Origin of the sequence: Streptomyces sp. NBC_00876, assembly GCF_045207435.1 — a bacterium.
Classification (GTDB): domain Bacteria; phylum Actinomycetota; class Actinomycetes; order Streptomycetales; family Streptomycetaceae; genus Streptomyces.
Window position 1 is genome coordinate 6,356,347 of the sequence record NZ_CP108800.1, and the last position, 12,429, is coordinate 6,368,775.

Consider the following 12,429-nt stretch of genomic DNA (forward strand, 5'->3'; position numbering starts at 1 on the left):
GTGACGCGTCGTACGGAGTGGCCGGGCAGCGCCGCCGATCCCGGCGCGGACCCCGGCCCCGAATTCGCCGCCGGACACCTGACCGGATCCGACGACGGGTCCGACCTCTCCCATGAGCCGGCCGGCAGGTCCGGCCGCGGCAGAGGTGCGGGCTCGGGATCCGGATTCGGCGAGGGGGCGGGGCGTCGTTCCCGCTCCCGGTCCAGGGACAGCGGTTCCTCCTCCTCGTCGAGGGCCGGGAAGGAGGAACCGCGAGACCCGGTCGAGCAGGCGCGCAATATCTGCCTGCGCCTGCTCACCGGGACTCCGCGCACCCGCAAGCAGCTCGCGGACGCCCTGCGCAAGCGGGAGATCCCGGACGAGGCGGCCGAGGAAGTGCTCTCGCGCTTCGAGGACGTCGGATTGATCGACGACGCCGCGTTCGCCGGTGCCTGGGTGGAATCCCGGCACCACGGCCGCGGGCTCGCCCGCCGCGCACTCGTCCGTGAGCTGCGGACCAAGGGGGTCGACGCGGCCGTGATCGACGAAGCCGTCGGACAGCTCGACTCCGAACAGGAGGAGGAGACGGCGCGCGAGCTCGTGGCGCGCAAACTCCGGTCCACCCGAGGGCTGGACCGCGACAAGCGCCTGCGCCGCCTCGCGGGAATGCTCGCCCGCAAGGGGTACGGGGAGGGGATGGCCCTGCGCGTGGTGCGCCGGGCACTCGAGGAGGAGGGCGAGGACACCGAGGGGCTGGACGAGCCCTTCTGATCCTCACGCGCCCGCTTGATCGCCAGGGCGGGGCCCCTTGCGTTCCTCAGCGGGGCGCGCCCGTCTGATTCACACATGGCCCGCACCGCTGCGTCCGGTTGTCACTGGCCGGCACGGGCCGCACGGCCGATGGTGGCGTCGATCAGGGCGAGGGCGTCCGTGGCGGTGCGCCCCGGGTACCGGTTCCACGGCCCGATCAGTCCGCTCCAGCCCTGGGAGCGGAGTTCGGCGATCAGCCAGGCGCCGGCCCGGTCGACGGTGTGCGCCGAGCCGTAGCCCAGGCGGTGCGCGGTGAGCATGGCGCCGCAGATGCAGCGGGCGCCCCGGGCATTGCGCAGCCGGTACGGGGTGTTCTGCCACCCCCACTCGGTCAGGATCTGCCGCGCATGGGCGAGATGGACGGAGGGGCGTACCTCCGGCTGCCCGATGCGCCGCCAGGAGTGGAGCCGGTCGGGCAGCACCGCACCGAGGCGCCCCGGAAGCGGGCGCTCACGCGGTCCGGCGGCGGGCAGTGCGCGCACCGTATCGGCGATGAGCTGTTCCACCGGGACGGACAGCAGAGCGCGCCAGTCGTCCGTGGGGGCCGGCCGCCGCTCCTGGGCGTCACCGGGCAGGACGGGGCGCAGGGGTTCGGGGACGGTGACGTCCCAGCCCGTGACGATCTGCTGCCAGGCCTCCGTGTCATGGAGACGAGCAGCCTGCACGTCGAGCTCGTCGGGGGTGAGGGCGGTGGTCGGCATGGGTGCGGGCTCCCCGTCGTAGCGGTGTCTTACCGGTCTCTCAGCGGTGTCGGCACTCCTTGCCGCTGAGGCGAATGTCCGTCCGGCCCGCGGTTCCCTCCACCGGAGCGAGGCCGAATGGGTGTGTCGCGACGGATTCGAGGCCGGGAAGCACCCGGGGTACGGGGGACAGCACCCGTACGAAGACGCCGGAATGCTCCAGTGCACAGGTACGTGTGCACAGAGCACTGTGTGACGCATGCCAGAGAAGCCCGGTGGCACCGAGATCACGGAGGCGGCGGCCCTGAAGGCCCTCGCCCAGCCCCGACGCCAGCAGATCCTTCAGCACCTGAATCTGCGCGGCCCCGCGACATCCGCGATCCTCGCCCGAGCGCTGGGCCTGAACACCGGTGCCACCAGCTACCACCTGCGTGAACTGGCCAGGTACGGCTTTGTGGCCGACACCGAGCCGCCCGAGGGCGGCGCGCGCCGGGCGAGGTGGTGGCGGGCCGTTCCCGGTGACCGCCGGTTCCCGCCGCCGTCGCGCCGGACACCCGAGACGCGGCTCGTCATGGACGAGCTGAACCGCCACGCGTACGCCGCCGACCTCGTCCTCTTCGAGCGGCTCCAGCGCGAGAGCGGCGTGGCGGCGGCGGATGGCCGGGGCGCCGGTGAGTGGGCCGATGGGCACGCGTACTCCCGTGGCTCACTGCGGCTCACCCTTCCCGAGCTCCACGCGTTCTTCGAGGAGTACATCGCCCTCATGAACCGCTACAAGCGTCCGGAGGCGGAGACCCCGCCGGGCGCCCGCACGGTCCACACCCGCCTGCTCGCCTTTCCGGACCCGGACACGCCCATCCCGTGCGCCCCCACTCCGTACACCCCCACTCCGGGCGCATCGGCCCCGGGCGCATCGGCTCCGGGCGCATCGGCTCCGGGCCTTGGCGAAGCCTCCACGGACGACAACGGAAGAGAGACGGACGCATCATGATGCTGCGCTACGCCCTACGGACGATCCGCGACCGCAAAGGGGGTTTCCTCGGAGCGCTGCTGGCCCTCATGTGCGCCGCCGCTCTCGTCACCGCCTGCGGCACCCTTCTGGAGACCGGCCTGCGCGGACGGATCGCCACCGAGCGCTACGCCGCCACCCCGCTCGTCGTCTCGGCCGACCAGAACGTCCACCGGACCACCGTGAAGCACAAGGGCAACGGGAAGACGAAGACCAAGCACAAGGCGAAGCCCGTCGCCGAACGCGCCTGGCTGCCCGCCGGCACCGCCGACCGGATCCGCGGCCTGGAGGGTGTGCGGGCCGTCGTTCCCGAACTGACCTTCCTGGCCGAGCCGATGGGACTGCCCGCCGACGCGGGAGGCGGGGACCTGCCCTCGTACGGACACGCCTGGGACTCCGCCCCGCTCACCCCGTTCGCCCTCACCGCCGGCCGCGCCCCGGCCTCGGCCGGTGAGGTGGTGATCGACCGGGGTCTCGCCGCACGGGCGGGCCTGACGACCGGGGACCGGCTCACCGTTCAGTCGACCCGGGCCCCTCGCACGTACCGCGTCAGCGGCATCGCGGCCCCCGGCGGACACCGTGAACTCCGCCGGCAGACAGCCCTGTTCTTCTCCACGCCGGAGGCCGAGCGCCTCGCCGCCCGTCCCGGCCAGGTCTCCGCCCTGGGGGTGCTGCCCGCTCCCGGTACGCACACCGGCCGGCTGAAGGAGCAGGTCGCGCACGCGCTCAAGGGCACCACCGCCCAGATCTCGACGGGAGACGAGCGCGGGCCGGTCGAGTTCCTGGACGCCGCCGGAGCCCGGATCAAGCTGGTCTCCATGGGCGGCGCCATGGGCGGCACCTCGCTACTGGTAGCGGTCCTCGTGGTCGTCGGGACCTTCGCGCTCTCCATCCAGCAACGCCATCGCGAACTGGCCCTGCTGCGCACCATCGCCGCCACCTCGGGGCAGATCCGCCGCCTGCTCGGACGCGAGGCGCTGATCGTCGGTGCCGTAGCCGGAGTGCTGGGCGCCCTGGCCGGACTGCCGCTCGCCCAATGGCTGCACAGTCGATTCATCGACATGGGCGTGATCCCGGCGACGCTGGAGCGGACGGCCGGAATCCTTCCCGCCTGCGCGGCCCTGGCCGTCACCCTCCTCGGCGCCTGGGCCGCCGCCCGTATCTCCGGCCGCCGCATCGCCCGCCTCCGCCCGGCCGAGGCCATGGCCGAGTCCGCGATCGAGCGCCGCCGCCCCGCCCGGGGCCGCACCGCCGCCGGCCTGGCCCTGCTCATCGGCGGCGGGGTGCTCGTCGCCGTACTGGGCATCCTGCACACCGAGGCCGCCTCGACACCGGTGACCTTCCTCGCCGTGGTGGTACTGGCCACGGCGGTGTCCCTGCTCGGCCCGTTCCTCGTCCGGGCGGCCGCCGTCCTGCTGGGCGGGACCCTCCGGGCGACCGGACACATCGGCGTCCTGGCCACCGCGAACATCCGCGGGAACTCCACCCGGATGGCCTCCGTCGTCACCCCGCTCACCCTGCTCATCGGCATGACCTGCACCGTTCTCTTCGTCCAGCCGACCCTCGGCGACGCCGCCCTGGCCCAGGCCCGTGAGGGCACCCGCGCCACCTGGGTGCTGGGTGCGCAGGGCCCCGGTGTGCCGTCGGAAGCCGCCCGGGCCGTCCGCGCGACGCCCGGAGTCACCGCCGCCACGGAGGTGGTCCGCACCACCGTCCGGGTCGGGCTCGACAAGTACCAGGCCCAGGGAGTCACCGCGGCCGGACTCGCCCGCACCTGGGACCCCGATGTGACGCACGGGTCGCTCGAAGCGTTCACTTCGGGCTCCCGTACCGCCGCCATCAGTGAACTGGCCGCCGACCGGCTCGGGCTGCGCCCCGGCAGCGAACTGAAGCTGCACCTGGGCGACGGCACCCCCGCCACACTCACGGTCGCGGCCGTCTACCGCCGCGGTCTCGGCTTCGGCGATCTGACGCTGCCGCACGCCCTGCTCGCCCGGCACATGGACAACCCCCTCGCCGCGACCGTCCTGGTCGCAGGGGACGCGAGCCGCGGCGAACTGAAGGCCGCGCTCGCGAAGTTCCCGGGTGTCGCGGTCGTCGCCACCGAGACCGCCGACCGGCTCCAGGCGGACCGTCAGCAGGAGAACGCCGAGGTCAACCTCCTGGCCATGGGCCTGGTCCTGGCCTTCACCGCCATTGCCGTCGTCAACACGCTCGCCATGTCGGTCTCCGAGCGGATCAAGGAGTTCGCCCTCCTCCGGCTGGCCGGGGCAACCCGCCGTCAGGTGCTGCGGATGCTCCGCATCGAGACGCTGGTGGTGCTGCTCATCGCCGCCGTCCTCGGCACCGGAATCGCGCTCGCCGTACTGACCGCCTTCAGCATCGGCATGACAGGCAGCGCGGCGCCCACCGTCGTGCCGCTCGCGTACGCGATCGTGGTGGGCGCCGCCGCCCTGCTCGCCCTCATCGCGACGGCACTGCCCGGCAGGCTGGCCCTGAAGGCCCGCCCGGTGGAGGCCGTTACGAGCCGGTGAGCGGCACCCGCCCGGGCCTACGGGGCTCCCGGTCACACAGCGACCGGGAGCCCCGCCGCGCGCCAGGCCTGGAAGCCGCCGATCAGGTCCGTCGCCCGGTACAGCCCGAGCCGGTGCAGCGATTCGGCGGCGAGGCTCGACGCGTACCCCTCGTTGCAGATCACCACCACCTGGAGGCCGTGGCTCACCGCCTCCGCGGCTCGATGGCTGCCCCGGGGGTCCAGCCGCCACTCCAGCTCGTTGCGCTCGACGACCAGGGCCCCCGGAATCAGCCCGTCCCGCGTCCGCAGCTCCGCGTAACGGATGTCCACGAGCAGGGCGCCCTTTGCGGCCGCCGCCCTTGCCTCCTGCGGGCCGAGCCGCTCGTATCCCGCCCGGACCCGCTCCAGCAGTTCGTCGATCCCGCCCCGGTCGTCCCCGGCGCCGTCGTGCCGCACGTCGTCGCTCACTGCCAGTCCTCCGGGCGTTCGGTCTGCTCGAGGCGCAGTACCGCGCCGGTGCGGCTGTAGCGCCGGATCTGCGGCAGCGGCGGATAGTACGCGTGGACGGAGACGGCGTGCTCCGTGGCGGACTCGTTCAGCACCTCGTGGACATGGTGCCGGCCGAACGCCCTGCCCTGGCCGGCCGTCAACTCCCTTGAGCGGTCGATGTCCTCGGCCAGCTCCAGGGTCTTCCAGCCGTCGGTGGGCAACCGCGCTGCGAGCGAGTGCTCCTTCAGGGTGCCGGACGCGGTCAGGAAGGCGCCGATCGAGTCGGCGTGATCGTGCCAGCCGGTTCCGGTGCCGGGCGGCCAGCCGATCAGCCAGGCCTCACTGCCACCGGGCCCGTCGAGCCGGACCCAGGTACGGCCCTCGGGATCGAGGGGGAGCGAGGCGATGAGCTCGTTGTCCGCGGCGGTGCGGCGGACGAAGTCGAGCAGTTCCGCAGCGGCCGGCCCGGAGCCGGACGGACGTACTACGGAAACAGGGGAGGGGGAAGCAGACGCAGGGGAGGGTGAGGCAGACACCGGAACCGTCCTGAGAGTTCGCGTGGATGCCCGGACGCACGTCGTCGCGCGCGGCGGAGCAGAGGGAGGCGATTCAGCAGGACGGGCGACACACGCAGCCCGCATAGCGGAGCAGGTCCATATGGACCCTCCGCCACAGGCGCACATCGGTGTCGGTCATGTTCCGGAGTAGACCATGTGCGCCTGTGGGGGTCAATTGATGTCTGCGGTCCGGTCGGAGCGTACGGAGGTGCGGGCCGCGCCACCGCGCGCCGCGTCCGCTGCCGCGAGGAGTTCCGCGGGCCGTACCCCTGCGAACGACGCCACGAGGTGCCCGTCCGGCCTGACCAGCAGAACGGTGTGCGCGGACGCCCCCGGATAGCTCTCGGTCACCAGCAGCTCGGCCTTCACCGGCAGGGCGTCGACCGCCTCGACCAGCCGGGGCATGACCCCCGCCCGCATCCAGTGCCGCCGGTCCCACACCCCCGTACCCGGTGCCACGAGCACCACCAGCAGATGCCCCTGCCCCAGCCGCTCCCGGAGTCGTACGGGGGTACCGTCCGGCGCCGTGACCCGCACATCGGCGACCGGCGCACCGGGGGGCGTACCCACAGCGGTGTGCGCCTCGGCGCGTGGGGGCGCAAGAGGAGAGTGGGAGTAGGAAGGGGGCGCACCGAGGGGGCCGCAACCCAGATGTCCGTCGGTGAGCAGCGAATCGTGCCCCCGTGCGCTCCCCGGGACCAGCGTCCGCAGCCCGCCGCCGCCCCGCAGTATCGGCAGCGACTGGTCGGCGGCGCGCAGCCGCGAAGCGACGGCTGCCCGGCGTTCGGCCTGATAGCTGTCCAGCAGTACGTCACTCGCGCCGTGATGCCAGGCGAGCGCCAGTTTCCAGGCCAGGTTCTCGGCGTCCCGCAGCCCCTCGTCGAGCCCCTGGGTGCCCAGCGCGCCCAGCAGATGGGCGGCGTCCCCGGCCAGGAAAGCCCGCTTCACCCGCCACCGCAGGGCAAGCCGGTGGTGGAGCGTGTAGACGCCGGTGTCCAGCAGCTCGTACGGGGGTGTCTCGCCGCACCAGCCCGCCAAGGTGTCCCGGACCCGGGTGACCAGGGCGTCGGGGGTGACGAGCTCACCGCGTGGCGGCAGTAGCCAGTCGAGCCGCCACACATCGTCCGGCAGTGGCCGCGCGGTCACCTCGGCGCCACCGGTGCGCCACGGCGGCAGCCGGTGCAGCACGGCTTCGCCGGGCCAGGGCAGCTCGGTGCGCAGCGCGGCGACGGCGTGCCGCTCCACCGCCGTACGGCCGGGGAAGCGGATGTCGAGGAGCTTGCGCACGGTGGACCGTGCCCCGTCGCAGCCGACCAGGTAACTCCCGCGCCACCAGGTCGAACCGGGCTCCCGGGTGTGCACCGTGACCCCGGCCGGGTCCTGCTCCAGCTTGTCGACCCGGCTGATCCGGGCCGTCTGCACCAGTTCCTGCGCGGCCACCGCGTCCCGCAGTCCGCGTACCAGTGCGTGCTGCGGTACGTGGACGGGGGCGGCCGGCGCACCGCCGTCGGGCGCACCTTCGGCGAGCGGCAGTTCGCGTACCAGCTGCTTGCGCCGCACGGACCGCCATCCGGACCAGCGAAGTCCCTCGTCCCGGAGCGTCTTGCAGCCGAGCCGCTCCACCAGCGCGGCGGTGTCCTCGCGCAGCACGACCGTGCGGGCCGGGCGCGTCTCGTCCTTGACCGGGTCTTCGTCGAGCAGCACGGAGGGGACCCCCTGTGCCGCGAGGGCGAGCGACAGCACCAGGCCCACGGGCCCGGCACCGACGATGATCACCGGGTCCACGGCACGGCCCCCAGATCACCTGCGGTCGGACGCGAGGAGGCGCACGGGAGGAGCGAGGAGGCCGGGACGGCCCGGGAGACGGAGGGCGGCGTCGAAGGAGATGCGGCGGCGGGGGCTCGGTGCGCGATCACAGAACGTATGCAACCTACTGCCGGTGCTTGCGTCAAGTGACACCGGAACGCGGCGAGGGGCGGTGGCAGATGCGCCACCGCCCCTCGCGGACGTCCGTCGACGAGCCGTCAGACACCGCGCCCGTCATCAATGTTGAGCGACGGCGCACCGATCGTCTCCAGCTCGCCCCCCGGGCCGGTGGTGACGACTGCGCCCGTGGTCTTCTTCCCGCGCCGGAGCCACCGCTCCAGCCAGCTCGCGAACGAGGTGAGGGCGAAGTTCACCGCGAGGTAGATCACCGCGACGATGGTGAAGCAGGCGATGGTGTTCGCCCCGTAGTTCGCTGCCATCGGGCGGACGGACGCCAGCAGCTCGGGGAAGCTGAGCACGGCGCCACCGAGGGCGGTGTCCTTCACGATGACCACGAGCTGGCTGACGATCGCGGGCAGCATGGCGGTGACCGCCTGCGGCAGCAGCACGAAGATCATGGTCTGGCCCTTGCGCATGCCGATCGCCTTGGCCGCGTCCGTCTGCCCCGAGGGGAGCGTCAGGATGCCGGCCCGCACGATCTCGGCTAGCACCGAGGCGTTGTAGAGCACCAGCCCCGTGATCACGGCGTACAGCAGACGGGTGTCCGGGTCGAGGCTGGTGTACTCGAAGTACACCTGGTTCGCGATGAGCATCAGGACCAGGACCGGAATGGCCCGGAAGAACTCGACGACCACGCCGGCGGGCGCTCGCATCCACCGGTGATCCGAGAGCCGGCCGATTCCGAACAGTGCGCCCAGCGGCAGCGCGATGATCAGCGCGAAGAACGCTGCCTTGAGCGTGTTCTGGAGCCCCGGCCAGATGTACGTCTCCCACGGCTGGGAGCTGGTGAAGAAGGGCTTCCACTTGATCCAGTCGAGCTGGTGCTTGGAGGCGAGACCGTCGTACACCCACCACACCACGGCTGCTGCGCCCAGCACGAACAGGACGGTGTAGAGGATGTTCCGGCGCTTGGCGCGCGGCCCCTGGGCGTCGTAGAGGACCGAGGTCATCGCTTCACCGCCACCTTCTTGCTCACCCAGCCGAGGATGAGGCCGGTCGGGAGGGTCAGGACGATGAACCCGAACGCGAAGACGGACGCGATCAGAAGCAGTTGCGCTTCGTTCTCGAACATCTCCTTCATCAGGTACGAGGCCTCCGCCACCCCGATCGCGGAAGCGACGGTGGTGTTCTTCGTCAGCGCGATCAGCACGTTGGAGAGCGGATTGACGACCGCGCGGAAGGCCTGCGGAAGAATGATCAGCCGCAGTACCTGGGTGAAGCTCAGTCCGAGGGCGCGTGCCGCCTCGGCCTGGCCGACCGGCACCGTGTTGATGCCGGACCGCAGCGCCTCGCACACGAACGCGGCGGTGTAGGCGCTCAACGACAGCACGGCGAGGCGGAAGTTGATGGTCGTGAAGTCACTGCCGCCGAGCTTGACGCCGAGCGTCGAGAACAGACCCAGCGAGGAGAACATGATGATCACGGTCAGGGGGATGTTCCTGACCACGTTGACGTAGCCGGTCGCGAAACCGCGCATCAGGGGGACCGGGCTGACCTTCATGCCGGCCAGCAGCGTTCCCCATATGAGGGAGCCGAGGGCGGAGGCGACGGTGAGTTGCACCGTCACCCAGAAGGCCCCCAGCAGGTCGTAACCTTCAAGAAAGTCGAACACGATCTCCCGCGCTTCCGCGTGTAGGAGGGCACGGCGCGCCGCCGTCAGTGGCGGCGCGCCCGGTCAGCCCTGCTTCACTTGACGACGTTGCCGATCTTCGGGGCGGGCTCGTTCTTGTAGCCCGCCGGGCCGAAGTTGGCCTTCACGGCCTTGTCCCACGAACCGTCCGAGACCATCTTGGTCAGCGCGTCGTTGATCTTCTTCTTGAGGTCGGCGTCGCCCTTCTTCAGGCCGATGCCGTAGTTCTCGTTGGTCATCTTGAAGCCGGCCAGCTTGAACTTGCCCTTGTTGGCGTCCTGCGAGGCGTAGCCGGCCAGGATGCTGTCGTCCGTGGTCAGCGCGTCAATGACCTTGTTCTCCAGGCCGGTCAGGCACTCCGAGTAGCCGCCGTACTCCTGGAGCTGCGCCTTGGGGGCCAGCTTGGCCTTGACGTTCTGCGCCGAGGTCGAGCCGGTGACCGAGCAGAGCTTCTTGTTGTTCAGGTCCGCCGGGGACTTGATCGAGTTGTCGTCGGCGCGGACCAGGATGTCCTGGTGGGCGAGGAGGTACGGGCCCGCGAAGTCGACCTTCGCCAGACGCTCGTCGTTGATCGAGTAGGAGGCGGCGATGAACTTCACGTCACCGCGCTCGATCGACGTCTCGCGGTCGGCGCTCTTGGTCTCCTTGAAGGTGATGTCCTTGGCGGCGTAGCCCAGTTCCTTGGCCACGTACGTGGCGACATCGACGTCGAAACCGGTGTACTTGCCGTCCGGGGTCTTCAGGCCGATACCCGGCTGGTCGATCTTGATGCCGATCGTGATCCCCTTGCCGCCGCCCGAACCGGACGCGTCGTCCTTGTCGTCGGAACCACAGGCGGTGGCGGTCAGGGCGAGAGCGAGCACGGCGGCCGAGGCGGCGGTGACCTTACGAAGCTGCATGGTGAAATTCCCTAGAGTTGACGCGATGTGAGTGATCAGCCGGTCCGGGGACCGGCGCTGAAAGCTCCATCAGTGGTGAAGGATCTTCGAAAGGAAGTCCTTGGCACGGTCACTGCGCGGGTTGCTGAAGAACTGGTCGGGCGTGGCTTCTTCGACGATCTTCCCGTCGGCCATGAAAACAACCCGGTTTGCCGCGGAGCGCGCGAAACCCATCTCATGGGTGACGACGACCATGGTCATGCCTTCGCGGGCGAGCTGCTGCATGACCTCCAGCACCTCGTTGATCATCTCCGGGTCGAGCGCGGAGGTCGGCTCGTCGAAGAGCATGACCTTGGGGTCCATGGCCAACGCCCGTGCGATCGCCACACGTTGCTGCTGGCCGCCGGAGAGCTGGGAGGGGTACTTGTCGGCCTGGGTCGCGACGCCCACCCGGTCGAGCAGCGAACGCGCCTTGTCCTCGGCAGCCTTCTTGTCCGTCTTGCGGACCTTGAGCTGACCGAGCATCACGTTCTCGAGCACCGTCTTGTGGGCGAAGAGATTGAACGACTGGAAGACCATGCCGACATCGGCACGCAGCCTCGCCAGCTCCTTGCCCTCCTGGGGCAGGGGCTTTCCGTCGATCGAGATCGCGCCCGAGTCGATCGTCTCCAAGCGGTTGATCGTGCGGCACAGCGTGGACTTCCCGGACCCGGAGGGCCCGATGACGACCACGACCTCGCCACGGGCGATCGTCAGGTCGATGTCCTGGAGCACATGCAGCGCGCCGAAGTGCTTGTTGACGTTGCTCAGCACAACCAGGTCGCCGGCCGCGGGTGCAGCGTCCTGGGCGCCCTTGGTTACTGAAACTCCGCTCATCGGCTTCTTGCTCCGTCCTCCTCGGTTGGGAAGGACCCTAGTGACGCAGTGCTACCAGCGTCATTACATCTGAGCGGAAATTGAGCATAACGATCCGGCGGCAACCGGACACACCGCGTGAACGGGACGCTCCGGGAGCGGGTCCGGGCGTACCGGGTGCATAACGGAAACCTGGATGCAACGGAAGGGGCCTTGACTGGCCCACCGGTCATCGGAGTGGATGCTCTGGTACACCCTGACGTAAAACGCCCCGGTACGGGGAAGTGACCGGAGGTGTACGCGACCGTACCGACACCGCACCTCGGAGAGGGGGGCCCATGAGACTGCTGCTCGTCGAGGACGACAACCACGTCGCCGCCGCCCTGTCCGCGATCCTCGCCCGGCACGGCTTCAAGGTGGTGCACGCCCGCAGCGGCGACGAGGCGCTTCAGGCACTCCTGCCCGCGGACACGGAACCCTTCGGTGTCGTACTCCTCGACCTCGGGCTGCCGGACCAGGACGGCTACGAGGTGTGCGGGAAGATCCGCAAGCGCAGCTCCGTACCGGTGATCATGGTGACCGCCCGCGCCGACGTCCGCTCGCGGATCCACGGACTGAACCTCGGCGCGGACGACTACGTGACCAAGCCGTACGACACCGGCGAGCTCCTCGCCCGTATCCACGCCGTCAGCCGGCGCAAGACGACCGGTGAGGACACCGCGCCCACGCCCGTCGCCGCGCTGCGCCTGGGACATGTGCACATCGAGCTGCCGACCCGCCGGGTCAGCGTTGACGGAAGCGAAGTCCAGCTCACCCGCAAGGAGTTCGACCTCCTCGCGCTGCTCGCCCAGCGGCCCGGTGTGGTGTTCCGCCGCGAGCAGATCATCAGCGAGGTGTGGCGTACGAGCTGGGAGGGGACGGGGCGCACGCTGGAGGTGCACGTCGCCTCCCTGCGCTCCAAGCTCCGGCTGCCCGCCCTCATCGAGACGGTGCGCGGGGTCGGCTACCGCCTCGTCGCACCTTCCGCGTAGAGGCGTACGT

The 12,429-nt window shown here is 70.7% G+C and carries 13 protein-coding genes; 4 read left to right on the top strand and 9 right to left on the bottom strand.

All coding sequences use genetic code 11. From position 1 onward, the window contains the following. Complete coding sequence (gene recX, locus OG782_RS28035) at positions 1 to 750, top strand: recombination regulator RecX (protein WP_406455540.1); 750 nt, start codon at positions 1 to 3, stop codon at positions 748 to 750. A 101-nt stretch (positions 751 to 851) separates the two neighbouring features. Here recX and OG782_RS28040 read toward each other — a convergent pair whose 3' ends face one another. Then, complete coding sequence (locus OG782_RS28040) at positions 852 to 1,490, bottom strand: hypothetical protein (RefSeq protein ID WP_406455542.1); 639 nt, start codon at positions 1,488 to 1,490, stop codon at positions 852 to 854. Positions 1,491 to 1,728: 238 nt separating this feature from the next. On the opposite strand from OG782_RS28040, the gene OG782_RS28045 reads away from it, so the two are divergent. Next, positions 1,729 to 2,460, top strand: a complete 732-nt coding sequence (locus OG782_RS28045) for an ArsR/SmtB family transcription factor (RefSeq protein ID WP_406455544.1) — start codon at positions 1,729 to 1,731, stop codon at positions 2,458 to 2,460. Beyond that, on the top strand, positions 2,457 to 5,012 hold the full coding sequence (locus OG782_RS28050; RefSeq protein ID WP_406455546.1) for an FtsX-like permease family protein: 2,556 nt from the start codon (positions 2,457 to 2,459) through the stop codon (positions 5,010 to 5,012). The genes OG782_RS28045 and OG782_RS28050 overlap by 4 nt, the downstream gene beginning before the upstream one ends. Positions 5,013 to 5,044: 32 nt before the next feature. Here the strand turns inward: OG782_RS28050 and OG782_RS28055 are convergent, their stop codons facing one another. From OG782_RS28055 to OG782_RS28090, 8 genes are all read right to left on the bottom strand, one after another. Then, a complete protein-coding gene (locus OG782_RS28055) occupies positions 5,045 to 5,461 on the bottom strand; it encodes a rhodanese-like domain-containing protein (RefSeq protein ID WP_406455548.1) in 417 nt (138 codons plus the stop codon). Further along, positions 5,458 to 6,018, bottom strand: coding sequence for a cysteine dioxygenase (locus OG782_RS28060; RefSeq protein WP_406455549.1), 561 nt, complete (start codon positions 6,016 to 6,018; stop codon positions 5,458 to 5,460). Before OG782_RS28060 ends, OG782_RS28055 begins: the two co-directional genes overlap by 4 nt. A 73-nt stretch (positions 6,019 to 6,091) precedes the next feature. After that, the gene (locus tag OG782_RS28065; RefSeq protein ID WP_311307652.1) at positions 6,092 to 6,178 is read right to left on the bottom strand and encodes a putative leader peptide; all 87 of its coding nucleotides are present in this window, start codon (positions 6,176 to 6,178) and stop codon (positions 6,092 to 6,094) included. Positions 6,179 to 6,210: 32 nt separating this feature from the next. Continuing rightward, a complete protein-coding gene (locus OG782_RS28070) occupies positions 6,211 to 7,824 on the bottom strand; it encodes an FAD-dependent monooxygenase (RefSeq protein ID WP_406455551.1) in 1,614 nt (537 codons plus the stop codon). Positions 7,825 to 8,063: 239 nt separating this feature from the next. Further along, complete coding sequence (locus OG782_RS28075) at positions 8,064 to 8,975, bottom strand: amino acid ABC transporter permease (protein ID WP_406455553.1); 912 nt, start codon at positions 8,973 to 8,975, stop codon at positions 8,064 to 8,066. Then, complete coding sequence (locus OG782_RS28080; protein WP_406455555.1) at positions 8,972 to 9,637, bottom strand: amino acid ABC transporter permease; 666 nt, start codon at positions 9,635 to 9,637, stop codon at positions 8,972 to 8,974. The genes OG782_RS28075 and OG782_RS28080 overlap by 4 nt, the downstream gene beginning before the upstream one ends. A 74-nt stretch (positions 9,638 to 9,711) precedes the next feature. Beyond that, on the bottom strand, positions 9,712 to 10,554 hold the full coding sequence (locus OG782_RS28085; protein ID WP_406455557.1) for a glutamate ABC transporter substrate-binding protein: 843 nt from the start codon (positions 10,552 to 10,554) through the stop codon (positions 9,712 to 9,714). Positions 10,555 to 10,623: 69 nt separating this feature from the next. Further along, the gene (locus OG782_RS28090) at positions 10,624 to 11,409 is read right to left on the bottom strand and encodes an amino acid ABC transporter ATP-binding protein (protein ID WP_406455559.1); all 786 of its coding nucleotides are present in this window, start codon (positions 11,407 to 11,409) and stop codon (positions 10,624 to 10,626) included. 317 nt (positions 11,410 to 11,726) lie between these two features. On the opposite strand from OG782_RS28090, the gene OG782_RS28095 reads away from it, so the two are divergent. Then, positions 11,727 to 12,419, top strand: a complete 693-nt coding sequence (locus tag OG782_RS28095) for a response regulator transcription factor (RefSeq protein WP_406455561.1) — start codon at positions 11,727 to 11,729, stop codon at positions 12,417 to 12,419. Positions 12,420 to 12,429 lie beyond the last annotated feature (10 nt).